This window comes from Streptomyces sp. NPDC026377 (genome assembly GCF_055567715.1).
Genome location: NZ_JBVHPV010000011.1, coordinates 71,150 through 93,942, shown reverse-complemented (window position 1 = coordinate 93,942; position 22,793 = coordinate 71,150). Strand labels below are relative to the sequence as shown.

23 protein-coding genes are annotated in these 22,793 nt (G+C 72.6%); 4 read left to right on the top strand and 19 right to left on the bottom strand.

The window, feature by feature from the left end:
- Window positions 1–104: 104 nt before the first annotated feature.
- The 5 genes from ACZ4MU_RS22890 to tsaB form a co-directional block, all read right to left on the bottom strand.
- Window positions 105–938, bottom strand: coding sequence for a polysaccharide deacetylase family protein (locus ACZ4MU_RS22890; RefSeq protein ID WP_467879500.1), 834 nt, complete (start codon window positions 936–938; stop codon window positions 105–107).
- Between the two features lie 85 nt (window positions 939–1,023).
- Window positions 1,024–1,290, bottom strand: a complete 267-nt coding sequence (locus tag ACZ4MU_RS22885) for a hypothetical protein (protein WP_467879497.1) — start codon at window positions 1,288–1,290, stop codon at window positions 1,024–1,026.
- Window positions 1,287–2,399: a tRNA (adenosine(37)-N6)-threonylcarbamoyltransferase complex transferase subunit TsaD gene (tsaD, locus tag ACZ4MU_RS22880; protein ID WP_467879495.1), complete on the bottom strand. Its 1,113-nt coding sequence runs from the start codon at window positions 2,397–2,399 to the stop codon at window positions 1,287–1,289. The genes ACZ4MU_RS22885 and tsaD overlap by 4 nt, the downstream gene beginning before the upstream one ends.
- Before the next feature lie 3 nt (window positions 2,400–2,402).
- The gene (rimI, locus tag ACZ4MU_RS22875) at window positions 2,403–2,873 is read right to left on the bottom strand and encodes a ribosomal protein S18-alanine N-acetyltransferase (RefSeq protein ID WP_467879841.1); all 471 of its coding nucleotides are present in this window, start codon (window positions 2,871–2,873) and stop codon (window positions 2,403–2,405) included.
- Window positions 2,874–2,890: 17 nt separating this feature from the next.
- Entirely contained in the window at window positions 2,891–3,544 is a 654-nt protein-coding gene (gene tsaB / locus ACZ4MU_RS22870; protein WP_467879493.1) for a tRNA (adenosine(37)-N6)-threonylcarbamoyltransferase complex dimerization subunit type 1 TsaB, read from the bottom strand.
- A gap of 133 nt (window positions 3,545–3,677) precedes the next feature.
- On the opposite strand from tsaB, the gene ACZ4MU_RS22865 reads away from it, so the two are divergent.
- Entirely contained in the window at window positions 3,678–4,259 is a 582-nt protein-coding gene (locus ACZ4MU_RS22865; RefSeq protein ID WP_467879490.1) for a hypothetical protein, read from the top strand.
- 85 nt (window positions 4,260–4,344) lie between these two features.
- On the opposite strand, the gene ACZ4MU_RS22860 is transcribed toward ACZ4MU_RS22865, so the two are convergent.
- The 5 genes from ACZ4MU_RS22860 to ACZ4MU_RS22840 all read right to left on the bottom strand — a co-directional run bounded on the left by ACZ4MU_RS22860 (window position 4,345) and on the right by ACZ4MU_RS22840 (window position 8,667).
- Entirely contained in the window at window positions 4,345–4,482 is a 138-nt protein-coding gene (locus ACZ4MU_RS22860; protein ID WP_467879487.1) for a hypothetical protein, read from the bottom strand.
- Between the two features lie 203 nt (window positions 4,483–4,685).
- The gene (gene tsaE / locus ACZ4MU_RS22855) at window positions 4,686–5,192 is read right to left on the bottom strand and encodes a tRNA (adenosine(37)-N6)-threonylcarbamoyltransferase complex ATPase subunit type 1 TsaE (RefSeq protein WP_467879485.1); all 507 of its coding nucleotides are present in this window, start codon (window positions 5,190–5,192) and stop codon (window positions 4,686–4,688) included.
- Window positions 5,164–6,375: an alpha/beta fold hydrolase gene (locus tag ACZ4MU_RS22850; RefSeq protein ID WP_467879482.1), complete on the bottom strand. Its 1,212-nt coding sequence runs from the start codon at window positions 6,373–6,375 to the stop codon at window positions 5,164–5,166. The genes tsaE and ACZ4MU_RS22850 overlap by 29 nt, the downstream gene beginning before the upstream one ends.
- A gap of 67 nt (window positions 6,376–6,442) precedes the next feature.
- Window positions 6,443–7,585, bottom strand: a complete 1,143-nt coding sequence (gene alr, locus ACZ4MU_RS22845; protein ID WP_467879839.1) for an alanine racemase — start codon at window positions 7,583–7,585, stop codon at window positions 6,443–6,445.
- Window positions 7,586–7,626: 41 nt separating this feature from the next.
- Window positions 7,627–8,667, bottom strand: coding sequence for a L,D-transpeptidase family protein (locus ACZ4MU_RS22840; RefSeq protein WP_467879479.1), 1,041 nt, complete (start codon window positions 8,665–8,667; stop codon window positions 7,627–7,629).
- A 463-nt stretch (window positions 8,668–9,130) separates the two neighbouring features.
- On the opposite strand from ACZ4MU_RS22840, the gene ACZ4MU_RS22835 reads away from it, so the two are divergent.
- Window positions 9,131–10,561 (top strand): NAD(P)H-hydrate dehydratase, encoded by a 1,431-nt coding sequence (locus ACZ4MU_RS22835; protein ID WP_467879476.1) that lies wholly within the window; start codon window positions 9,131–9,133, stop codon window positions 10,559–10,561.
- A gap of 474 nt (window positions 10,562–11,035) precedes the next feature.
- Here the strand turns inward: ACZ4MU_RS22835 and ACZ4MU_RS22830 are convergent, their stop codons facing one another.
- Window positions 11,036–11,404, bottom strand: a complete 369-nt coding sequence (locus ACZ4MU_RS22830; protein ID WP_467879475.1) for a holo-ACP synthase — start codon at window positions 11,402–11,404, stop codon at window positions 11,036–11,038.
- The gene (glmS, locus tag ACZ4MU_RS22825) at window positions 11,401–13,248 is read right to left on the bottom strand and encodes a glutamine--fructose-6-phosphate transaminase (isomerizing) (RefSeq protein ID WP_467879473.1); all 1,848 of its coding nucleotides are present in this window, start codon (window positions 13,246–13,248) and stop codon (window positions 11,401–11,403) included. The genes ACZ4MU_RS22830 and glmS overlap by 4 nt, the downstream gene beginning before the upstream one ends.
- 118 nt (window positions 13,249–13,366) lie before the next feature.
- On the opposite strand from glmS, the gene coaA reads away from it, so the two are divergent.
- A complete protein-coding gene (coaA, locus tag ACZ4MU_RS22820; RefSeq protein ID WP_406551839.1) occupies window positions 13,367–14,356 on the top strand; it encodes a type I pantothenate kinase in 990 nt (329 codons plus the stop codon).
- Between the two features lie 107 nt (window positions 14,357–14,463).
- Here the strand turns inward: coaA and glmM are convergent, their stop codons facing one another.
- The 4 genes from glmM to ACZ4MU_RS22800 form a co-directional block, all read right to left on the bottom strand.
- Complete coding sequence (gene glmM, locus ACZ4MU_RS22815; protein WP_467879470.1) at window positions 14,464–15,822, bottom strand: phosphoglucosamine mutase; 1,359 nt, start codon at window positions 15,820–15,822, stop codon at window positions 14,464–14,466.
- A gap of 130 nt (window positions 15,823–15,952) precedes the next feature.
- Window positions 15,953–16,471 (bottom strand): 30S ribosomal protein S9, encoded by a 519-nt coding sequence (gene rpsI, locus ACZ4MU_RS22810; protein WP_358836279.1) that lies wholly within the window; start codon window positions 16,469–16,471, stop codon window positions 15,953–15,955.
- Window positions 16,472–16,518: 47 nt separating this feature from the next.
- A complete protein-coding gene (gene rplM, locus ACZ4MU_RS22805; RefSeq protein ID WP_101389615.1) occupies window positions 16,519–16,962 on the bottom strand; it encodes a 50S ribosomal protein L13 in 444 nt (147 codons plus the stop codon).
- Between the two features lie 427 nt (window positions 16,963–17,389).
- On the bottom strand, window positions 17,390–19,012 hold the full coding sequence (locus ACZ4MU_RS22800; RefSeq protein WP_467879466.1) for an ABC-F family ATP-binding cassette domain-containing protein: 1,623 nt from the start codon (window positions 19,010–19,012) through the stop codon (window positions 17,390–17,392).
- Between the two features lie 56 nt (window positions 19,013–19,068).
- Here ACZ4MU_RS22800 and ACZ4MU_RS22795 point away from each other — a divergent pair, with 56 nt between their 5' ends.
- Window positions 19,069–19,923 (top strand): hypothetical protein, encoded by an 855-nt coding sequence (locus ACZ4MU_RS22795; RefSeq protein ID WP_467879463.1) that lies wholly within the window; start codon window positions 19,069–19,071, stop codon window positions 19,921–19,923.
- Between the two features lie 152 nt (window positions 19,924–20,075).
- On the opposite strand, the gene truA is transcribed toward ACZ4MU_RS22795, so the two are convergent.
- The 3 genes from truA to ACZ4MU_RS22780 form a co-directional block, all read right to left on the bottom strand.
- Window positions 20,076–20,951: a tRNA pseudouridine(38-40) synthase TruA gene (gene truA / locus ACZ4MU_RS22790; RefSeq protein ID WP_467879461.1), complete on the bottom strand. Its 876-nt coding sequence runs from the start codon at window positions 20,949–20,951 to the stop codon at window positions 20,076–20,078.
- Between the two features lie 85 nt (window positions 20,952–21,036).
- Window positions 21,037–21,528, bottom strand: coding sequence for a 50S ribosomal protein L17 (gene rplQ, locus ACZ4MU_RS22785; RefSeq protein ID WP_358836283.1), 492 nt, complete (start codon window positions 21,526–21,528; stop codon window positions 21,037–21,039).
- A 197-nt stretch (window positions 21,529–21,725) separates the two neighbouring features.
- Entirely contained in the window at window positions 21,726–22,748 is a 1,023-nt protein-coding gene (locus tag ACZ4MU_RS22780) for a DNA-directed RNA polymerase subunit alpha (RefSeq protein WP_010473911.1), read from the bottom strand.
- Window positions 22,749–22,793 lie beyond the last annotated feature (45 nt).

Below are 22,793 nucleotides of genomic sequence, written 5' to 3'. Positions count from 1 at the left end.
GATTCGACACGGCTCCGGGATTTTCTCGGGAAATTTTTTCCGGCTCCGTCGAGGCGCTGTCGAGCAGTCCGCCGAGCGGCCCGTCGGAGCCGGTGCGGCGGGGCTCAGACGTAGTCCTCCAGGCGCGCCACCGCGAAGCCCTGCTCCTGGATGTGGCGCAGCATGTTCGCCGTCATCTCGGTCATCGTGTGGCCCTTGAGCTCACTCCTGCCCCGGAAGTGGGCCAGGATGATGTCGCCGGGGCGCAGCTTCTTGTCGCCGCGCTGGTACTGCATGTTCTGGATCTGCATCGACTCGCGCCACAGCACGATCGCCTGGATGCCGCACGCCTTGGCGGCCGCCCGCGTCGCCTCGTTCCAGTTGCCGTACGGCGGCCGGAAGAGCCGGGGCGCCCTGCCGTACTCCCTGGCCAGCTTCTCCTGCTGGCCGCATATCTCGCGTTGCTGGCGGGAGCCGGACTCGGTCCGCAGGTTGGGGTGGGTCAGGGTGTGGTTCTGGATGGCGTTGCCGAGCTGCTGGAGCGGCTTGAAGTAGCCCTTGTCGGTGCTGATCGCCGCGTCGGTGAGGAACATCGAGAAGGGGATCTTCAACTCCCGCATCATCTCGACGAACCCGGGGTCCTTCTCGGCTCCGTCGTCGAAGGTCACGAAGACGACCTTGTCCTTGGTGGGGATGTCGCTGATCACCGGCACCTCGCCCGGCTTCGCCGGCACCGGCTTCCGCGCGGGCGGCGCGGGCGCCTGGGGCAGCGGCTTCAGCCCCCACTTGCGGTACGCGGCCGCGCTCGCGGCCCCGTCCTGGGCGCCCTGGGCCGGGGCGGAGGCCGACGCGGAGGGCTTGGCGGCCGGACCGCCGCTCGTGCGTGGTGTGCTCCCCGAGCCGCCGTCCGAGGAGGAGCAGCCGGTGGCCAGCAGCACCCCGGACAGAACCAAAGCCACCGCTGCCGCGCTCTTCTTACCCACTGTGAACCAACCGTCCGAACTGCCGACCGATACGCACTCTGCGTACAGGTCGATGCAGATTTCAGGCCGGAGGTTCCACGCCCAGTGACTCGAAGCGCCAGCGGTGGACCGCCCTGGCCACCAACTCCCCGGCCGGCTCCGGCAGTTCGGGCAGCTCCGCGTCGTACGCAGCGTCCCACCAGGTGATCACGAGCACCCGGTCCTGGGGCGCCGCGAAGACCTCACGGCGCACCGGCGCGTACGGCAGCGTCTGCGCGCGGGCCCAGTCCAGAAGCTCCCCGCCCCGGCCCTGGACCGCCCGCGCCTCCCACATCAGCGCGACCGTCACGGGTACAGGTTCTCCTTGCTGACCTCGTGCACGTGGTCGTGGTCGTGCGTGTGCCCGTGGCCCTGGGTACCCGGCACATGAGGGTCCGTCACCGGCAGCGAGGAGTCCGCCGACAGGTCGAGGTCCGAGGCGGCCCGGTTGCGCGCCACCATCTCGGCGCCGAGGGCGGCCACCATGGCGCCGTTGTCCGTGCACAGCCCGGGGCGCGGCACCCGCAGCCGGATGCCGGCCTTCTCGCACCGCTCCTGGGCGAGCGCGCGCAGCCGCGAGTTGGCCGCGACGCCGCCGCCGATCATCAGATGGTCCACGCCCTCGTCCTTGCAGGCCCGGACCGCCTTGCGGGTCAGGACGTCGACCACGGCCTCCTGGAAGGAGGCGGCCACGTCGCGGACCGGCACCTCCTCGCCCGCGTTGCGCTTCGCCTCGATCCAGCGGGCCACGGCCGTCTTCAGCCCCGAGAAGGAGAAGTCGTACGCCGGGTCGCGCGGGCCGCTCAGCCCGCGCGGGAACGCGATCGCCTCCGGGTCGCCCTCCTTGGCGAGCCGGTCGATCACCGGGCCGCCGGGGAAGCCCAGGTCGAGCACGCGCGCGATCTTGTCGAAGGCCTCGCCCGCCGCGTCGTCGATCGTCGCGCCCATGGGGCGCACGTCCGCGGTGATGTCGGGCGCCAGCAGCAGCGAGGAGTGGCCGCCGCTGACCAGCAGCGCCATCGTGGGCTCGGGCAGCGGCCCGTGCTCCAGCTGGTCCACGCAGATGTGCGAGGCCAGGTGGTTCACCCCGTACAGCGGCTTGTTGAGGGCGTACGCGTAGGCCTTGGCGGCCGAGACGCCGACGAGCAGCGCGCCCGCGAGGCCCGGACCCGCCGTCACCGCGATACCGTCGAGGTCCCGGGCGGAGATCCCGGCGGTCTTCAGGGCGCGCTCGATGGTGGGGACCATCGCCTCCAGGTGGGCGCGCGAGGCGATCTCGGGCACCACACCGCCGAACCGGGCGTGGGTGTCCACGCTGGACGCGACGGCGTCGGCGAGCAGCGTCGTGCCGCGCACGATGCCGACGCCGGTCTCGTCGCAGGAGGTCTCGATGCCGAGTACCAGCGGTTCGTCAGCCATCACTCAGTCTCTATCTGTTTCTCGGTCGTGTTCCTGGACGATCAGGCGCATCACGAGCGCGTCCACGTTGCCCGGCTGGTAGTAGCCCCGCCGGAATCCGATGGGTTCGAAGCCGAAGCGCTCGTAGAGTTTCTGGGCCCGTGTGTTGTCCACCCGCACTTCGAGCAGGACCTCGTCGCACTCGAAGGCAGTGGCGTGCTTGAGCAGGTCGGTCAGGAGCCGGGCGCCCAGGCCCGTGCCCCACTGGTCGCGGGCCGCGGCGATGGTCTGGACGTCAGCGAGGCCGCCGGCGGCCGCGAGGCCCGCGTAGCCCACCAGCCGGCCCGAGGCGTCCTCGGCGACCACATAGCGGCGGGTGGCGCCCGGCCCCCTGGCGTGCGCGAGCTCCGACCAGAACATCCCCGCCGACCAGGCGTCCTCGGGGAACAGGTCGTGTTCGAGCGCGAGCACCGGTTCTATGTCCCACCAGCGCATCTCGCGGAGCACCACGCTCACCGCGGGGTGACCACCTTGTAGTTCTTGGGCACCTGGGCGTCCGGGCGGCGCAGATAGAGCGGCGTGGGCGGCAGGAACGCCTCGCCCGCCGCGAGCCGCTCGGCCGCCAGCGCCGCGAGGGCAGCGGCCGACTGGTGCTCGGGCCCGCGCGCGTCCGGGAACGCCTCGGGGTAGAGCAGGGCACCCGCGCCGACCGCCGGCGCCCCCGCGACCCGCTCGGCGATGTCGGCGGGCCGGTCCACGGACGGCTCGCCCGCGCGGGTGCGGAAGTTCTCGTAGCGGGCCCAGTAGACCTCCTTGCGGCGCGCGTCGGTGGCCACCACGAACGGCTCCTCGATGCCGGAGGCGTAGGCGAGGCCGTCGAGCGTGCACAGCCCGTGGACGGGCACGCCCAGCACGGAGCCGAAGGTCGCGGCCGTCACCAGGCCGACGCGGAGTCCGGTGTAGGGGCCGGGGCCGACCCCGACGACGAGGTCCGTGACGGCGTCGAGCGCGAGCCCGGCGTCCGCGAGCACCTGGTGGACGGCGGGCAGCAGCAGCTCCCCGTGGCGGCGGGCGTCCACCCGGCTGGTCTCGGCGACGACGTCGGTGCCGTCGTGCAGGGCGACGGTCACGGCGGGAGTGGCGGTATCAACGGCGAGCAAGAGCACGCGAACAGCCTACGGCCACGGCGCCGGGGGCACGGCGTCCCGCCCCTGTGGCCACCGGCTGCTACCGTCAGCCGCAGATATGACCGCAGGCTTGTACGCCTTGCGGCCGGTACGGACGAAAGGGGCGAGCCAGGTGGCAAGGAGCAGCTCGGGATTTGTGGCCGGGCTCACCGCGGCGGCGCTCGCGGTGGTCGGCTTCCTCGCCTATCAGGCGTCGGCGAACGCCCCGTCCCAGGCGGATCTGGCGGCCCCCGGCACCACCGTCTCGCCCGCCCCGAGCGCGTCCACGGCGACGCCCAAGGGGAAGACACCCGCGAAGAATGCGGCGGCCCTGCCGCCGAACTCGGGCGTCGGACCGCGCGTCGTCTACTCGCTGAGCGCCAAGCGCGTCTGGCTGGTGGGCACCAAGACCCTCAAGGGCCTGCCGCCCAAGACCTTCGAGGTCATGCCCTCGACGGTCAGCCCCAAGCCCGGCAACTACGCGGTGACCTCGCGCGCGGCCTCCGTGCCCGGCTCCGACGGCGTGCCGATCGAGCACGTGGTGCGGTTCGCCACCGTCGACTCCGTGACCATCGGCTTCAGCGCGGCGGTCGACGGCAAGCTGGCCAGCCCCGCCCCGGGCAAGCGCACCGGCGGCATCCGGATGAAGCGCGAGGACGGCAACGCGCTCTGGACGTTCGCCACGATCGGCTCGAAGATCGTTGTGGTGCCGTAGGGCTCGAAGACCGCCGTGGTGCCGCAGGGCGCCCGCCCGGCCCCTCCCGACGTACTCCGAGAAACACCCGAACGAGTGATGCGGCTCAGGCTGCGTCGCGACGCGCGCCGCTCTCCGCAGTCGGCTCCTTCGCCTCGGGGGGCTCGCTCGCGTCCGTCTCCCGCTGCTTCGGCGGCGTGGAGACAGCGCTCGCCGCCGCGCAGGAGGCCAGCAGATCGTTCATGGACACGCCCTGCGTGCGCTGCGGCTGCGCTCGGCGCTCCGACACGGTCATGGCGGCCTCCCGGCTCCTGGAGAAGGCGTGGTTAGGTAGACCTAACCAGGTCTCGCCTCCCATGTGACCACGGTCGGCGGGACCCGCGCAACATTTTGCCGACGGCTTGTCGGAACGTACGTCTCCCACGCGCCCCGCCCCGCACCGCACGGCTACAGGGCGTCGATCCCGGCGCCCTCCCAGCGGGTACCCAGACCGGTCACGGTCACCACCCGGCGGTCGTCGTCGGTCTCACCGACCACCCGGTCGATGACCACGTGCAGCCGGTCGTCGGAGAGCTCCTCCACCTTGCCGTCGCCCCACTCCACGACGACCACGGAGTCGGGCAGCGAGACGTCGAGGTCGAGGTCCTCCATCTCGTCCAGACCGCCCCCGAGCCGGTACGCGTCCACGTGCACCAGGGCCGGACCGCCGGTCAGCGAGGGGTGGACGCGGGCGATCACAAAGGTCGGGGAGGTCACCGCGCCGCGCACGCCCAGGCCCTCGCCCAGGCCGCGCGCCAGCGTCGTCTTGCCGGCGCCGAGCTCGCCGGTGAGCAGGACGAGGTCGCCCGGGCGGAGCAGTTTCGCGATGCGGCGGCCCAGTTCCCGCATCTCGGCGGGCGAGTCGAGGGTGAGCCGGGTCATGGCCTCAGCGGCCTGGGTGTGCGGTGCTTCCATACGTGCCAACGTTAGTCGCCTCCGGCACCGCGCCGATGCGCACCAGGAGGTCCGCCAGCCGGTCGGTGACCGTCTCGGGGTGCTCCAGCATCACCAGGTGCCCGGCGTCGGGCACGATGACCAGCTCGGCGTCGGGCAGCAGGTCCGCGATGGACTCGCTGTGCGAGCTGGGCGTGACCAGGTCGCGGTCGCCGGCCAGGACGAGCGCGGGCACCTCCGCGAAGACCTGCAGCGCCGCCTCCTTGTCGTGGTCGTCGAAGGCCGGGTAGAACTGCGCCACCACGTCGATCGGCGTCCCCTCGATCATCCGCTCCGCGAACCGGGCCACCGCCGGGTCCACGTCCCGGGAGGAGAACGAGTACCGCTTGACCATCCCCGCGAAGAGGTCGGCGGTGGCCCGCCGCCCCCGCTCCACCAGCTCCGCCTGCGAGCCGAGCGCCCTGAGCACCCCGGGCAGGACCCGGCGCACCATGGTGACCCCCGCCACCGGCAGGCCGTAGCTGACCTCGCCCAGCCGGCCGGAGGAGGTGCCGACGAAGGCGACCGCGACGACCCGGTCGCGGATCAGCTCCGGGTACTGGTCGGCGAGCGCCATCACCGTCATCCCGCCCATCGAGTGCCCCACGAGCACCAGCGGCCCCTCGGGGGCGGCCGCGTCCAGGACCGCCTTGAGATCGCGGCCCAGCTGGTCGATGGTGACGGGCCTGCCCTGCGTCTGCCCCTCGCCGCGCGCCGAGCGGCCGTGGCTGCGCTGGTCCCAGTGGACGGTCCGTACCACTCCGCGCAGCGCGGCCCGCTGGAAGTGCCAGGCGTCCTGGCTGAGACAGAAGCCGTGCGAGAAGACCACGGTGACGGGCGCGGGCGCCTTGCGCCCGAAGAGTCGCCGCTTGCGCGCCCCGTGGGCCCTGTCGGACGGCTCGGCCTCGTCGACCTCGTAGTAGAGCGCGGTGCCGTCGTCGGCGTAGGCACGCCCCGGTGCGCCGCGCAGCGCGCCGTACGGCCCCGTCGCGTCCAGCGCCAGCCGCGCCTTCTTGCGCATCCCGCGCCCCACGGTCAGCCGCTCCACCGCGACCCCGGCGGCGGCTCCCGCCGCCACCACGCCTATCGCCGCGCCGGCCAGACCCGCGCGGCGCCAGCTGCCCGCGGCCGCCCGCACCGCGTCCCCCGTGCTGGTCTCGCTCACCGTGCCGCTCCTTGTGGTCCAGGTCCAGGTCCCCGTGGCCGCCCCCGCGGATCCGGCCGCCGGGGGTTCAGCTGTCGGAAGTCTCGTTCAGGTGGACGCGCGGTACCCGCGCACCGATCCGCGTGACGATCTCGTACGCGATGGTGTCCGCCGCCCGCGCCCAGTCCTCGGCGCTCGGCTCACCCCGGTCCCCGGGCCCGAACAGGACCGCTTCCGCCCCCGGCTCCACGCTGTCCCCGTCCAGGTCGACCACGAACTGGTCCATGGCGACCCGCCCCGCCACCGTCCGCACCTTTCCGCCCAGCAGCACCGGCCCGCGCCCGGAGGCGTGCCGGGGAATGCCGTCCGCGTACCCGAGCGGGACGAGCGCGAGGCTGGTCTCCCGCCCGGTGACGTAGTGGTGCCCGTAACTGACGCCGTGCCCCGCCGGGACCCGCTTGGCCAGGGCCACGGACGCGACGAGCGTCATCACCGGCCGCAGCCCGAAGTCGCCCGGGGCGCCGAGCTCGGAGGCGGGGCTGATGCCGTACATGGCGATACCGGTCCGTACCAGGTCGAAGTGGGACTCGGGGAGGGTGAGGGTCGCCGGAGAGTTGGCGATGTGCCGCACCTCGGGCTCGACGCCCGCCTTCTCGGCGTACGCGACCAGCTCGCGGAAGAGAGCGAGCTGGGCGGCGACGGAGGGGTGGCCGGGCTCGTCGGCGCAGGCGAAGTGCGACCAGAGGCCGGTGACGCGGACCTCGGGGGCGGCCAGGGCCTCCCGGACGAGCTCGGGCCAGTCGGCGGGCTGGCAGCCGTTGCGCCCGAGCCCGGTGTCGGCCTTGAGCTGGATCCGGGCCACGCGCCCGGCCGCGCGGGCGGCCTCGGTGACCTCGCGCAGGGCCCACATCCCGCTCACCGACACGTCGATGTCGGCCTCGACCGCCTCGCGCCAGGGCCCGCCGGGCGTCCACAGCCAGCACAGCATCCGCCCGCCGATCCCGGCCGCCCGCAGCGCCAGGGCCTCGTGCGGGGTGGCGGTGCCGACCCAGGCGGCGCCCGCCTCGATCGCGGCCCGGGCGCAGGGCAGCGCGCCGTGCCCGTACGCGTCCGCCTTCACGACGGCCATGAGCTGCGCGCCGGGGGTACGCGCGCGCAGCGCACGGACGTTGGCGCGCAGGGCGGCCAGGTCGATCTCGGCGCGGGCTCGGGTGTGCACGGTCTGCGTCATCGCGGTCATCGCGCCAAGTCTCTCAGAGCTGCGCCCCCGTCTCAGGCGCCGGGCCTGCGCCCCCAGATGTGGACCGGGTCACCCTTGCGCAGCACGCCCCACAGCCGCTTGGCGTCCGAGTACGTCAGATTGACGCATCCACGAGAGCCGACGGTGGAGTAGATGTTGTCGTAGATGGCGTGGAACGCCTGCCCGCCGCTGAAGAACTGGGCGTACGGCATGGGGGCGTTGTAGATGGTGGACCAGTGGTTCTTGTGGCGCCAGTAGACGGGGTAGGTGCCGGTACGGGTGGCGAAGCCGGGCCGTCCACTGCGGATGGCGACAGGCCCGAAGAGAAGTCCGGCCTCCCCGCCCCTGCTCCCCTTGGCCTTCTTGGCCTTGGCCTGCACCCACATGATCTGCCGATCGAGGTCGACGCAGGCGGTCCTGGCCCTGCGGGCCGGGCAGCGGCCGGCGGCATCGGGGTTGGCCCGGGCGGCGAGCAGCCGCATGGTGCCCCAGGTGGCGGGCCCGGCGAAGCCGGTGGCCGGGCGGATGCCGTGTCTGGTCTGGAAGCGGCGGATCGCGGCGCAGTCGGCGGCGGACTGCCTGCCGTCGACGGCCAGCCTCAGCCACCGCTCGACCTGCCGCTGGTACGGCCCGGCCTGCCGGCTGCACGCGGCGATCCCGACCTCGTTACGGGGCACGTACTCGACGAGCCGCTCCACCGCCGGGCCCGGCGCGGCGGGCTCGACGGCGTCCTCGGCGGCGCTGGGCCGGTACACGAGCGGGGGCAGGGCCTGGTCCGGGGTGTCCATGAGGTACTCGGGCTGCCCCGGGTCACGCGGGACGCCCGGGACGAGGGCGTCGAGGGCGGCTTCGGGGGTGGTCTCCGGGGCGGTCTGGGAGGCGGTCTCCGGGGCCGGGGCGGAGACCGGGGAGACGGCTGGGGTGGCGGCGGGGCCGGGGTGCGGGGGGATGGGGTAGGTGGCGCCGCAGAGGGTGAGGGTGAGGGCGGCGGCGAGGGTGGCGGTGAGGGCGAGGGGGGTGCGTCTGGGGCGGGTGGGGGGTGGTGGCGGGGTGACGGGTTCCATGGGGTCCATGGGGTCAGGGAAGCGGGTGGGGGGTGGGGTGTGGGGGTGGCGCGCGGGTGGACGGGCCGTGTTTCCCCCACCCCGCCCCTTCCCCCAGCCCTCCGGGGGTCAGTGATCAGCTGCGGGTCGACGCGGGCTGGCCGCGCAGTTCCCCGCGCCCCTTCGAAGGGGCCTGCGGCCCCGTCCCCTTGGTCTGCGGGCCGGTGGGGGTCGCTCGCGCAGTTCCCCGCGCCCCTGAAGGGGCTGGGCTCTTCCGACGCCGGGAGGCCGGACGGCCTAGGGGCGCGGGGAAATGCGCGACCGGCCCAAGCCGACCCGCAGACAAAAACCGGCCCCAGAGCACCCACTCCCGCCGAGCCGCAGGCAACCCCCTCAGGGGCGCGGGGAACGGCGCGATCAACCCACCACGACCCGCAGACAAACACCAGGCCCCCCACTGGCACCGCACCCCCGGATTCGAAAGGCTGCCCCCATGCGTATCGCCTACCGCACCGACACCATCCGCGCCGCCGAGCAGGAACTCATGGCCAGCCTCCCCCCCGGCACCCTCATGCAGCGCGCCGCCGCAGGCCTGGCCGCCGCCTGCGCGGGGATGCTCGGGCGGGTCTACGGCGCCCGCGTCGTCGTCCTCGCCGGCAGCGGCCACAACGGCGGGGACGCCCTGTACGCCGGAGCCCGCCTGGCCCGCCGCGGCGCGGGCGTCACCGCCGTCCTGCTCGCCCCCGACCGCGCCCACCCCGACGGCCTCGCCGCGCTCCTGCGCGCCGGCGGCCGCGTCACCGACGATCCGTACGACGTACTCGCCACCGCCGACCTCGTCCTCGACGGCATCACCGGCATCGGCGGCCATGGCGGGCTGCGCCCCGACGCCGTCCCGATCGCCCGCGCCGCCCGTGGCTCGAACGCCCTCGTCGTCGCCGTCGACCTCCCCAGCGGGATCGAGGCGGACAGCGGAGAGGTCCTGGGGGAGGCACTGCACGCGGACGCGACGGTCACGTTCGGGGCGTACAAGCCGGGGCTGCTGATCGACCCGGCGTACGCGTACACCGGTGCCGTACGTCTCGTCGACATCGGCCTCGGACCGCACCTCCCCTCCGTCCCGGACTGCGAGGCGCTGCACCACGCCGACGTGGCGCAGCTGCTGCCGGAGCCGACGGGTGAGAGCGACAAGTACCGGCGCGGGGTGGTCGGCGTGGTCGCCGGGTCCGCGCGCTACCCCGGCGCGGCCGTGCTCGCGGTGACGGGCGCGCTGCACGGCGGGGCGGGAGCCGTACGGTACGTCGGCCACGCCGCCGACGCCGTCGTCGCCCGCTTCCCCGAGACGCTGGTCTCGGCGGGCCCCCCGGCCGAGGCGGGCCGCGTCCAGGCCTGGGTCGTCGGCCCCGGACTCGGGGACGGACCCGGGGTGGAGGACGTGCTGGCCTCCGACGTTCCGGTCCTGGTCGACGCGGACGGGCTGCGGGGTCTGGACGCGGCGGCGGTACGGGCGAGGACCGCGCCGACGCTGCTCACCCCGCACGCCGGGGAGGCGGCGGCGCTGCTCGGGGTGGGCCGGGCGGAGGTGGAGGGGGCGCGGCTGCGTTCCGTACGCGAACTGGCGGACCGGTACGGCGCGACCGTCCTGCTCAAGGGCTCGACCACGCTCGTCGCGGAGCCGGGCGGCCGCACCCCGGTCCGCGTCAACCCGACGGGCACGCCCTGGCTCGCCACGGCGGGCAGCGGGGACGTCCTCTCGGGCCTGGCGGGCTCGCTGCTGGCCGCGGGCCTGGAGGCCCGGGACGCGGCGTCGGCGGCGGCCTACCTCCACGGCCTGGCCGCCCGCCGGGTGGCGCGGGGGGCGCCGGTGCGGGCGTCGGAGGTGGGGGATGCGCTTGCGGGGGCGTGGGGGGATGTACGGGGCTGAATCGGACCGGGTCGTTGTCCGCGGGTCGACTCGGGCTGGTCGCGCAGTTCCCCGCGCCCCTGAGGGGGTTGCGAAGCGTCCGGCCCGACGCCCCTCTGGGAAGGCCTGCGCTTGTCTGCGGGCTGGCTTGGGCTGGTCGCGCAGTTCCCCGCGCCCCTGAGGGGTTGCGAAGCGTCCGGTCGAGTCAGCCCTGGCAAGGGTCGTGCTTGTCCGCGGGTCGGCTTCGGCTGAGCGCGCATTTCCCCGCGCCCCTAGGCCGTCCGGCCTCCCGGCGTCGGAAGAGCCCAGCCCCTTCAGGGGCGCGGGGAACTGCGCGAGCGACCCCCACCGGCCCGCAGACCAAGGGGACGGGGCCGCAGGCCCCTTCGAAGGGGCGCGGGGAACTGCGCGAGCAAGCCCCACCGACCCACAGACCGCATACGACCCGGGGCCGGGGCGGGGCCGGGGCGGGGCCGGGGCCGGGCCCAAGCGCGCTCAGCCCTCCGCGATCACCACCGCCGACGCCACCCCCGCATCATGGCTCAACGACACATGCCACCCCCGCACCCCCAACTCCTCCGCCCGGGCCGCCACACTTCCCCGAACCCGCAGCCGCGGCTGCCCGCTCTCCTCCACGTACACCTCCGCGTCCGTCCAGCGCAGCCCGGCCGGGGCACCCAGGGCCTTCGCCAGGGCCTCCTTCGCCGCGAAGCGGACCGCCAGGGACGCCGTGCCGCGGCGTTCGCCGCTCGGCAGCAGCAGCTCCTCCTCCACGAACAGGCGGTGCAGGAGCCCGGGCGTGCGCCGCAGGGACTCCCCGAAGCGTTCGACCTCGGCCACGTCGATACCCACCCCGATGATCATTCGACCGTGACCGACTTCGCGAGGTTGCGCGGCTGGTCCACCTCGTTGCCCCGCGCCGTGGCCAGCTCGCAGGCGAAGACCTGGAGCGGGACCGTGGCGACGAGCGGCTGGAGCAGCGTCGGCGTGGCGGGGATGCGGATCAGATGGTCCGCGTACGGCACCACCGCCTCGTCGCCGACCTCCGCGATCACGATCGTCCGCGCCCCCCGCGCCCTGATCTCCTGGATGTTGGACACGATCTTGTCGTGGAGGACCGAACGGCCCCGCGGCGACGGCACCACGACCACCACCGGCAGGTCCGGCTCGATCAGCGCGATCGGGCCGTGTTTCAGCTCGCCCGCCGCGAACCCCTCCGCGTGCATGTACGCCAGCTCCTTGAGCTTGAGCGCGCCCTCCAGCGCCACCGGATAGCCCACATGGCGCCCGAGGAACAGCACCGTGTCCTTCGCCGCCAGCGACCGCGCCAGCTCCCGCACCGGCTCCATCGTCTCCAGCACCTGGTCGACGTCGCGCGCGATCGACGCCAGGTCCCGGATCACCGCCCGGATCTCGTCGCCCCACTTCGTCCCGCGCACCTGCCCCAGGTACAGCGCGACCAGGTAGCAGGCGACCAGCTGGGTCAGGAACGCCTTCGTGGACGCGACGGCGACCTCCGGGCCCGCGTGCGTGTACAGGACCGCGTCCGACTCGCGCGGGATCGTCGAGCCGTTGGTGTTGCAGACGGCCAGCACCTTCGCGCCCTGCTCGCGCGCGTGCCGCAGCGCCATCAGGGTGTCCATGGTCTCGCCGGACTGCGAGATCGCGATCACCAGCGTGCGCCGGTCGAGGATCGGGTCGCGGTAGCGGAACTCGCTGGCGAGCTCCGTCTCGCACGGGATCCGCGTCCAGTGCTCGATCGCCAGCTTGGCGATCATGCCCGCGTGGTACGCCGTACCGCACGCCACGATCACGACCTTGTCGACCTCGCGCAGCTCCGCCGCCGGGATGCGGACCTCGTCGAGCGTCAGCGAACCCGCGCCGTCGATGCGGCCGAGCAGCGTATCGGCCACGGCCTTGGGCTGCTCGGCGATCTCCTTGAGCATGAAGTAGTCATAGCCCCCCTTCTCCGCGGCCGACGCGTCCCAGTCCACGTGGTACGACCGCACCTGTGCGGGAGCCCCGTCGAAGTCGGTGACCGACACACCGTCCCGCCGCAGCTCCACGACCTGGTCCTGGCCCAGCTCGATCGCGGACCGCGTGTGGGCGATGAACGCGGCCACGTCCGAGGCGAGGAAGGACTCACCCTCTCCAACGCCCACCACCAGCGGGGAGTTCCGCCGCGCCCCGACCACCACGTCCGGCTCGTCGGCGTGCACCGCGACCAGCGTGAACGCCCCGTCGAGCCGCCTGCACACCTGCCGCATCGCCTCGGCCAGATCCTCCGTGGAGGAGTACGCCTCGGCCAGCAGATGCGCCACGACCTCGGTGTCCGTCTCGGAGGCCAGCGCGTGGCCGCGCTCCTCCAGCTCCGCCCGCAGCGCCGCGAAGTTCTCGATGATGCCGTTGTGGACGACCGCGACCCGGCCCGCGTTGTCCAGGTGCGGGTGGGCGTTGGCGTCGGTCGGCCCGCCGTGGGTGGCCCAGCGGGTGTGCCCGATGCCGGTGGAGCCGCTCGGCAGCGGGCGGTCCACCAGGGCCTTCTCCAGGTTGACGAGCTTGCCGGCCTTCTTGGCCGCGGCCAGCCCGCCGTCGGCGAGGACCGCGACGCCGGCCGAGTCGTAGCCCCGGTATTCGAGCCGCTTCAGCCCGGCGATGACAACATCGAGCGCTGACTGCGCTCCCACGTACCCGACGATTCCGCACATGGCGGCAGCCTACGACCGCACGGCCGCGAAACCGGCCCACTCCCGCCCCCACCCGGGTGGTGCGCCGCGTGACCCACCCCACCCCCCGCATCCGGCCGCCAGCCACGACAATGGGCGTGTGATCACTTCGCCGCCACGCAGCGCCCAACGCCGGGCGGACTCGACTCCCTACGTCGACCTGACCCGCAGCGAGTGGAGCGCGCTGCGGGACAAGTCGCCCCTTCCGCTGACCGCCGAGGAGCTGGAGCGGCTGCGCGGCCTCGGCGACGTCATCGACCTCGACGAGGTGCGGGACGTCTATCTGCCGCTCTCCCAGCTGCTCAACCTGTACGTGCAGGCCACCTCCGAGCTGCGCGGCGCCCTCAACACCTTCCTGGGCGGCTCCGGCAACGGCCACAGCGCCCAGCGCGGCACCCCGTTCGTCATAGGAGTGGCCGGGTCGGTCGCCGTCGGCAAGTCCACGGTGGCCCGCCTCCTCCAGGCGATGCTGGCCCGCTGGCCCGAGCACCCGCGCGTGGAGCGGGTCACCACCGACGGCTTCCTCTATCCGATGGCCGAGCTCCAGCGGCGCGGCCTGATGTCGCGCAAGGGGTTCCCCGAGTCCTACGACCGGCGCGCGCTGACCCGGTTCGTCGCCGACATCAAGGCGGGCAAGGACGAGGTCACCGCGCCCGTCTACTCCCACCTGATCTACGACCGGGTGCCCGGCGAGCTGCTGACCGTACGCCGCCCGGACATCCTCATCGTGGAGGGCCTCAACGTCCTCCAGCCCGCCCTGCCCGGCCAGGACGGCCGCACCCGGGTCGGTCTCGCCGACTACTTCGACTTCAGCGTGTACGTGGACGCCCGGGCCGAGGACATCGAGACCTGGTACCTGAATCGTTTCCGCAAGCTGCGCGAGACGGCGTTCCAGGACCCGTCCTCGTACTTCCGCAAGTACACACAGGTCTCCGAGGAGGAGGCGCTCGACTACGCGCGCACCGCCTGGCGGACCATCAACCGGCCCAACCTGGTGGAGAACGTGGCCCCGACCCGCGGGCGCGCCACCCTCGTCGTACGCAAGGGCCCCGACCACAAGGTCCAGAAGCTGTCCCTGCGCAAGCTCTGACGCCGGGACGGAAGACAGAAGAACGAGCGGGCCCGCCGGGAACTTCCCCGGCGGGCCCGCTCGTTGAGCGTACGTGCGTACGTGCGTACGGAGGTACGCGCCCGGGCCTAGCCCAGGGCCGACTTCACCACGTCCGCCAGGCGGCCCGCCACCGACCGCGCCTGGTCGATGTCGGCGGCCTCGACCATCACGCGCACCAGCGGCTCGGTGCCCGAGGGGCGCAGCAGCACCCGCCCGGTGGAGCCCAGCTCGCGCTCGGCCTCGGTGACCGCGGAGGTCAGCTCGGCCGAGGTGGCGACCCGGGACTTGTCGACGTCCGGCACATTGATCAGGACCTGCGGCAGGCGCTCCATCACACCCGCGAGGTCGGCCAGGGTGCGGCCGGTCGCGGCGACGCGGGCCGCCAGCATCAGACCGGTCAGGGTGCCGTCGCCGGTGGTCGCGTGGTCGAGGATGATCACGTGGCCGGACTGCTCGCCGCCCAGCGCGTAGCCGTGCTCCTTCATCGACTCCAGCACATAGCGGTCGCCGACGCCCGTCTGGACCACCTGGAGGCCCTCGCGCTCCATGGCGATCTTGAAACCGAGGTTGGACATCACCGTGCCGACCACCGCCTCGCCCCGCAGGGTGCCCGCCTCGCGCATGGCCAGCGCGAGCACGGCGAGGATCTGGTCGCCGTCGACCTCGTTGCCCTGCGCGTCCACGGCCAGGCAGCGGTCCGCGTCGCCGTCGTGCGCGATGCCGAGGTCGGCGCCGTGCTCGACGACGGCGGCCTTCAGCAGGTCCAGGTGGGTGGAGCCGCAGCCGTCGTTGATGTTGAGGCCGTCCGGCTCGGCGCCGATGGTGACGACCTCGGCCCCGGCCCGGGTGAACGCCTCGGGCGAGACCCGGGCGGCGGCGCCGTGCGCCTCGTCCAGGACGACCTTCAGACCGTCCAGGCGGTTGGGCAGCACGCCGATGAGGTGGGCGACGTACTTGTCGAAGCCCTCCTTGTAGGCGCGGACCCGGCCCACGCCCGCGCCGGTCGGGCGCTGCCACGGCTCGCCCGTGCGGTGCTGGTCGTAGACGCGCTCGATACGGTCCTCCAGCTCGTCGGCGAGCTTGTGGCCACCGCGCGCGAAGAACTTGATGCCGTTGTCGGGCATGGCGTTGTGGCTGGCGGAGAGCATCACACCGAGGTCCGCGCCGAGCGCACCCGTGAGATATGCCACGGCCGGGGTCGGCAGCACACCGACGCACAGCACGTCGACGCCGGCGCTGGCGAGGCCCGCGACGACCGCGGCCTCCAGGAACTCCCCGGACGCGCGGGGGTCGCGCCCGACCACCGCGGTGGGCCGGTGACCGGCGAAGGTGCCCGCCTCGGCCAGTACGTGAGCCGCCGCGACCGACAGGCCGAGTGCCAGCTCAGCCGTCAGATCGGCGTTGGCCACGCCGCGTACACCGTCCGTGCCGAAGAGTCGTCCCACTGCTGTCCTCCATAGAGATCCACCGGCGCCGCACCCGGGCGCCCACCACTCGTGTCAAAAACAACGCCGCCCCGGCAGCACCAGGAGTGCTGCCGGGGCGGACGAGAGCCGTACAGGCGGCAGGCGCGATTTAGCGCTTGCTGTACTGCGGGGCCTTGCGGGCCTTCTTGAGACCGGCCTTCTTGCGCTCGACCGCACGGTCGTCGCGGGAGAGGAAGCCGGCCTTCTTCAGCGCCGGGCGGTTGTTCTCGACGTCCGCCTCGTTCAGCGCGCGGGCCACGCCGAGGCGCAGGGCGCCGGCCTGGCCGGACACGCCGCCACCCGAGATACGGGCGATGACGTCGTAGCGGTTGTCGAGCTCGAGCACCTTGAAGGGCTCGTTGACTTCCTGCTGGTGGACCTTGTTCGGGAAGTAGTCCTCGAGCGTACGCCCGTTGATCTTCCACTTGCCGGTGCCCGGGACGATCCGGACGCGGGCGATGGCGTTCTTGCGACGGCCCAGGCCGGCGGCGGGCTGGGGGTCGCCGAAGCGGGACGCCAGCGACTCGGTGGTGTACTCGCCCTCGACGGGGACCTCGGACTCGAAGGTGGTGACCTCCGCGTAGGTCTCTTCGCCCTCGACGGGGGTCTCGACAGTGGTCTCGGCCACGATGCTCCTCAGATTCTTTTCTGTCTTAGGGGGTGTGGTGGCCGGAACTACTGCGCGACCTGGGTGATCTCGAACGGCACCGGCTGCTGGGCAGCGTGGGGGTGCTGGTCGCCCGAGTAGACCTTCAGCTTCGAGAGCATCTGACGGCCCAGGGAGTTCTTGGGGATCATGCCCCGGATGGCCTTCTCGACGGCCTTCTCCGGGTTGTTCGCCAGGAGGTCGTCGTAGCGCACGGAGCGGAGACCGCCCGGGTAGCCGGAGTGGCGGTAGGCCAGCTTCTGCTCGCGCTTGTTGCCGGACAGGTGAACCTTGTCGGCGTTGATGATGATGACGAAGTCACCCATGTCCATGTGGGGCGCATAGACGGGCTTGTGCTTGCCCCGGAGGAGGTTCGCAGCGGTCGTCGCCAGACGGCCCAGGACGACGTCCTGGGCGTCAATGACGTGCCACTGGCGAGTGATGTCGCCGGGCTTGGGGCTGTACGTACGCACGGTCGTAGCCTTCGCTTCTTCAGTGGATGGGGTCCAGACACATTGCACCCTGAAGCGATCATGCAGCTTGGGCTCACAGTGCCGGGGACGCTGCCCGTATGCGAGCCACTGGTAACTGCTCCAGAGAACCTACGTAATGGCCCCTCGCGTGAGAACGACCAAGCCAATACGCATAACGAACCAGAAGAATACCCACGGTCCCCCGCGCGGGTCAAAACGCCCCTGATCCGGCCCGGCCTCCGGCTGCGGCCGAGTGGTGGGTTGCTCGCGCCCCCAGGCAGCCCGGCGCAACCAGGGACGCCGGCAGACGCGACGGCGAAGCCGAGCCTTCCAGGGGCGCGGGGAACTGCGCGAGCGACCCACCACGACCGTCAGGCAAAAACGGCGCACCGCAGGGGGCCCGGGGGCGCAGCACCCCGGAAAACCCCTATCGAGCCCGCTCCACGCGGCGCTCGTCCCACACCGGCTCCGTGCTCTCCCGCACCACCCCGTCCGCCCCGAACACCAGGTACCGGTCGAAGGCACGCGCGAACCAACGGTCGTGGGTGACGGCCACCACCGTCCCCTCGTACGCCTCCAGCCCGTCCTGGAGCGCCTCCGCCGACTCCAGGTCGAGGTTGTCCGTCGGCTCGTCCAGGAGCAGCGCCGTGGTCCCGGCCAGCTCCAGCAGGAGGATCTGGAAGCGCGCCTGCTGCCCGCCGGAGAGCCTCTCGAACGCCTGGTCCCCCTGCCGCTCCAGCTCGTACCGCCGCAGCACCGACATCGCCCCGCCCCGGTCCTTGGCGTGCTCGGTCCACAGGATGTCGACCAGGGTGCGCCCGAGCAGCTCGGGATGGGCGTGCGTCTGCGCGAAGTGGCCGGGCACCACCCGCGCCCCCAGCTTCCACAGCCCCGTGTGCGCCACCGACGCGTCCCCCGCGAGCAGCCGCAGGAAGTGCGACTTCCCCGAGCCGTTCGACCCCAGGACCGCCACCCGCTCACCGTAGAAGATCTCCAGCGAGAACGGCTTCATCAGCCCAGTCAGCTCAAGGTTCTCGCAGGTCACGGCCCGTACGCCGGTACGGCCGCCACGCAGCCGCATGGTGATCTCCTGCTCGCGCGGCGGCTCCGGCGGCGGCCCGGCCTCCTCGAACTTCTTCAGCCGCGTCTGGGCCGCCGCGTACCGCGAGGCCAGCTCGTGGCTGACCGAGGCGGCCTGCCGCAGCGAGACCACCAGCTTCTTCAGCTGCGCGTGCTTCTCCTCCCAGCGCCGCTTGAGCTCCTCGAAGCGGGCGAACCGCTCCTTGCGGGCGGCGTGGAAGGTGTCGAAGCCGCCGCCGTGCACCCACACGTCGGAGCCGTCGACCCCCGGCTCCACCGCGATGATCTTCTGGGCGGCACGGGAGAGCAGCTCCCGGTCGTGCGAGATGAACAGCACCGTCTTGCGCGTCGCCCGTAGCTGGTCCTCCAGCCACCGCTTGCCCGGCACGTCCAGATAGTTGTCCGGCTCGTCCAGCAGCAGCACCTCGTCGGAGCCGCGCAGCAGCGCCTCCAGCACGAGCCGCTTCTGCTCACCGCCGGAGAGCGTGCGCACCTCGCGGAACTGCGCCTTGTCGTACGGGACGCCGAGCGCGGCCATCGTGCAGACGTCCCAGAGGGTCTCCGCCTCGTACCCCCGCACGTCCGCCCAGTCGGAGAGCGCCTGCGCGTACCTCATCTGCGCGGACTCGTCGTCCACCGTCATGATCAGGTGCTCGGCCTCGTCCACGGCCTTCGCCGCCGCCCGGATCCTCGGCTGCGCGACCGACACCAGCAGGTCCCGTACGGTCGTGTCGTCCCGCACCGAGCCCACGAACTGCGGCATCACCCCGAGCCCGCCGCCCACGGAGACGGTCCCGCCGTGCGGCTGGAGCTCGCCGGAGATCATCCGCAGCAGGGTCGTCTTGCCGGCGCCGTTCGCCCCGACCAGGGCCACCACCGCACCCTCCCCCACCCGGAACGACGCGTCGGCGAGCAGGACCCGCCCGTCCGGCAGGTAGTACTCCAGGTGTGCGGCCTCTACATGTCCCATGAGCGGATTGTCGCCCACCCCGTCCGCGTACTCCCAATCGAATTAAGATGCGCGCCATGAGCTTTGGGCAAGGGGGACCCGCATGGGGCCCGGGGGACAACGGCACACCGGACTGGGCGGCGCTCGCCGACGAGGCCGCCGCGCGCGGCCGCAGGAAGCGCCGGCTGCTGATCGGCGGCGGGGTGCTGGCCACGGCGGCGGTGGTGGCGATCGTCGCCACGGCCATCGTGAGCACCGGCGACTCCAAGGACGGCGCCGACGGGAAGTCCCCCAGCGAGCTGCCCTCGGCCCAGACGCTGCCCAGCGGCACCGCCGAGCCGCAGCCCTCGTTCTCCTCGGTGGCCCCGCCGCCCCCGCCCAACCCGCACGACTTCATATCCAGCGCCAAGAAGGACAAGGCGCCGCTGAGCGCCGACACGCTCTTCCCGGGCAGGACGCTGAAGATGGGCGACCGCACGTACACCAAGGGCGCCACCGCCCGCACGACCGACTGCGCCGCCGCCACCCGTGGCGCGCTCGGCTCGGTCCTCACCGCCAACGGCTGCGACCAGGTCATCCGGGCCACCTACGTCCGGGACGGCGTCGCCGTGACGATCGGCGTGGCCACCTTCGAGACCGAGGCGAAGGCGCAGCGCGCCAAGCAGCAGGCGGGCATCGGCCTCGCCCCGCTCGCCGGCTCCGGGGTCCCCGGCTTCTGCGACGGCGGCCACGCCGTCTGCCGCAACACGTCCAACTCCTACGGCCGGTACGCCTACTTCGGCATCAGCGGCTACACCGACGGCAGAAGCGTCACCAAGGGCGACAAGAACGCGTTCGCGGTGGGCGACGACCTGGCGGAGTTCACGTTCCGTCAGATCGTCGCCCGAGGAGAAGCCCAGGCCCAGGCGGCCGCGACGGCCCCACCGGCGTAGGCGCTCGCCTGCGGTCCGGTAGTGGGTTGCCCGCGCAGCTCCCCGCGCCCCCAAGGGGATGCCGCGCAGCGGCGTTCGAGGGGCGCGGGGCTGTGACATGTGCGGCTCCGCCGCGTGGGCGCGAGCAACCACGGACAGTCCGCAGCCGAAGCTCAGCAGCAACCAGCCCCGGCATCCGCCCCCGCGGAACCCGGCAGCGTCCGCAGGTTGCGCGCCTCGCGGCTGCGGGCGGCGAGCAGCTCGTCGGCGGGGTAGCCGACCTCCTCCAGGGTGAGGCCGTGCGGCTTGACCACGTGCACGGACGAGTCCCGCACCGCCGCGGCCAGCACCTTCCCCGGCCACTCCACCCCCCGGTGCCCGTCCCCCACGTACAGCAGCGCGCCCACCAGGGAGCGCACCATGTTGTGGCAGAAGGCATCGGCGCGGACGGTCGCGGTGACGATCCCGTCCTCGCCCCGCACCCAGGAGAGCTCCTGGAGGGTGCGGATGGTGGTGGCGCCCTCGCGCTTCTTGCAGTACGCGGCGAAGTCGTGCTCGCCGAGCAGCGCGGCCGAGGCGGCGTTCATCGCCTCGACGTCCAGCTCCCAGTCGTGCCACAGCACATGGCCGCGCAGCAGCGGGTCGACCCCGCCGGGGTCGTCGGTGACCCGGTAGGCGTACCGCCGCCAGATCGCGGAGAAGCGCGCGTTGAAGCCGCTGGGGGCCTCGGCGACGCGCCAGATCCGCACGTCGTGCGCCAGCCGCCCCGCGAGCCGCCGCAGCAGCTTCTCGCGGTGCTCGGCCCAGACCTCCTCGGGCAGGTCGACATGGGCCACCTGGCCGCGCGCGTGGACGCCCGCGTCGGTACGCCCGGCCACGGTGAGGTCGTACGTCCGGGTCGACCGGGTCACCGTCCGCAGCGCGCTCTCGATCTCGCCCTGTACGGTCCGCCGGCCGCTGGGCTGCTTGGCCCAGCCGGAGAAGTCCTTGCCGTCATAGCTCAGGTCCAGCCGCACCCGGACCAGGCCGGGCTCCACCTCATCACTCACGAACAGAATCCTCTCAGAGCGGCGGGAAAACGGAACGGGCCCGTCCCCCAGGGGGAACGGACCCGTCCGTCGGTCTGCGGAACGCTTACGCGTCCTTCGACTCCTCCGCCGGAGCGGCGTCCTCGGCCTCGGTGGCCTCGGCGCCCTTGGCCTCGTCGGCCTCCTTGACGGCGCGCTTGGTGGCGGCCTCGGCCTCGGCGACGGTCGCCTTCTTGGCGATCTCGCCCTCGACCAGCTCGATCACGGCCATCGGCGCGTTGTCACCACGGCGGTTGCCGATCTTGGTGATACGGGTGTAACCACCCGGACGCTCCGAGTACCGCGGGGCGATCTCGGTGAAGAGGGTGTGGACGATGCCCTTGTCGGTGATCGTCTGCAGCACCAGGCGACGGTTGTGGATGTCGCCCTTCTTCGCCTTGGTGATCAGGCGCTCGGCGACCGGACGCAGGCGGCGGGCCTTGGCCTCGGTCGTGGTGATGCGGCCGTGCTCGAAGAGCGACTTCGCCAGGTTGGCGAGGAGCAGCTTCTCGTGCGCGGCGCTGCCGCCCAGACGGGCACCCTTGGTGGGACGCGGCATGGTGTTTCTCCTTGGTGTCTGCCCCGGCCGTATCAGGTACTGGGGTCAGTATCCGAGCAGGCGGTTACCTGTCGGAGATCCAGGCCCCCGAAGGGGCTTGGAAGGGGCGCGGGGCGGTGTCCATCTGCGACTCCGTCGCGGGGCACGGTCAAGCACAGCGCACCCGCGCCCGAGTACGGACCGAAAGGCCCGAGCTCTTAGTACTGCTCGGTCTCCACGAAGCCCGCGTCCGCGTCGTCGTCGGCGCCGAAGGCGTCGGCGGCGGCGGTCGGGTCGAATCCGGGCGGCGAGTCCTTCAGGGCGAGGCCCATACCGGCCAGCTTCGCCTTGACCTCGTCGATCGACTTCGCACCGAAGTTGCGGATGTCGAGCAGGTCGGCCTCGGAGCGGGCGACGAGCTCACCCACGGAGTGGATGCCCTCGCGCTTGAGGCAGTTGTACGACCGAACGGTGAGCTCCAGCTCCTCGATCGGCAGGGCGAGATCGGCGGCGAGCGCGGCGTCCGTCGGGGACGGGCCCATGTCGATGCCCTCGGCGTCGATGTTGAGCTCGCGCGCCAGACCGAACAGCTCGACCAGGGTCTTGCCGGCCGACGCCATGGCGTCACGCGGACGCATGGCCTGCTTGGTCTCGACGTCGACGATCAGCTTGTCGAAGTCGGTGCGCTGCTCGACACGGGTCGCCTCGACCTTGTACGTGACCTTGAGCACCGGGGAGTAGATGGAGTCGACCGGGATACGGCCGATCTCCTGGCCCAGCTGCTTGTTCTGCACGGCGGAGACGTAGCCGCGACCGCGCTCGACGGTCAGCTCCATCTCCAGCTTGCCCTTGCCGTTGAGCGTGGCGAGGACGAGGTCCGGGTTGTGCACCTCGACACCGGCCGGGGGCGCGATGTCGGCGGCGGTGACCAGGCCCGGGCCCTGCTTGCGCAGGTACATCACGACCGGCTCGTCGTGCTCCGAGGAGACGACCAGCTGCTTGATGTTGAGGATGAGGTCGGTCACGTCCTCCTTGACGCCCGGCACGGTGGTGAACTCGTGCAGCACGCCGTCGATCCGGATGCTGGTGACAGCGGCGCCCGGGATCGAGGAGAGGAGGGTACGGCGGAGGGAGTTGCCGAGGGTGTAGCCGAAGCCCGGCTCCAGCGGCTCGATCACGAACCGGGAGCGGTACTCGTCGACGACCTCTTCGGTCAGCGAAGGACGCTGAGCGATAAGCATGTGTGTTCCTTCAGTCGTGGGCGCCCACTATTTGACGCCCTCGGG

Bases quoted from the DNA above. Each gene is read 5' to 3' on its own strand.
- tsaD (WP_467879495.1), bottom strand. From the start codon at position 2,399: ATGGCTGACGAACCGCTGGTACTCGGCATCGAGACCTCCTGCGACGAG.
- rimI (WP_467879841.1), bottom strand. From the start codon at position 2,873: ATGCGCTGGTGGGACATAGAACCGGTGCTCGCGCTCGAACACGACCTG.
- ACZ4MU_RS22860 (WP_467879487.1), bottom strand. From the start codon at position 4,482: ATGAACGATCTGCTGGCCTCCTGCGCGGCGGCGAGCGCTGTCTCCACG.
- tsaE (WP_467879485.1), bottom strand. From the start codon at position 5,192: ATGGAAGCACCGCACACCCAGGCCGCTGAGGCCATGACCCGGCTCACC.
- alr (WP_467879839.1), bottom strand. From the start codon at position 7,585: ATGACGCAGACCGTGCACACCCGAGCCCGCGCCGAGATCGACCTGGCC.
- ACZ4MU_RS22840 (WP_467879479.1), bottom strand. From the start codon at position 8,667: ATGGACCCCATGGAACCCGTCACCCCGCCACCACCCCCCACCCGCCCC.
- ACZ4MU_RS22835 (WP_467879476.1), top strand. From the start codon at position 9,131: ATGCGTATCGCCTACCGCACCGACACCATCCGCGCCGCCGAGCAGGAA.
- ACZ4MU_RS22830 (WP_467879475.1), bottom strand. From the start codon at position 11,404: ATGATCATCGGGGTGGGTATCGACGTGGCCGAGGTCGAACGCTTCGGG.
- glmS (WP_467879473.1), bottom strand. From the start codon at position 13,248: ATGTGCGGAATCGTCGGGTACGTGGGAGCGCAGTCAGCGCTCGATGTT.
- ACZ4MU_RS22800 (WP_467879466.1), bottom strand. From the start codon at position 19,012: ATGGGACATGTAGAGGCCGCACACCTGGAGTACTACCTGCCGGACGGG.
- ACZ4MU_RS22795 (WP_467879463.1), top strand. From the start codon at position 19,069: ATGAGCTTTGGGCAAGGGGGACCCGCATGGGGCCCGGGGGACAACGGC.
- rplQ (WP_358836283.1), bottom strand. From the start codon at position 21,528: ATGCCGCGTCCCACCAAGGGTGCCCGTCTGGGCGGCAGCGCCGCGCAC.
- ACZ4MU_RS22780 (WP_010473911.1), bottom strand. From the start codon at position 22,748: ATGCTTATCGCTCAGCGTCCTTCGCTGACCGAAGAGGTCGTCGACGAG.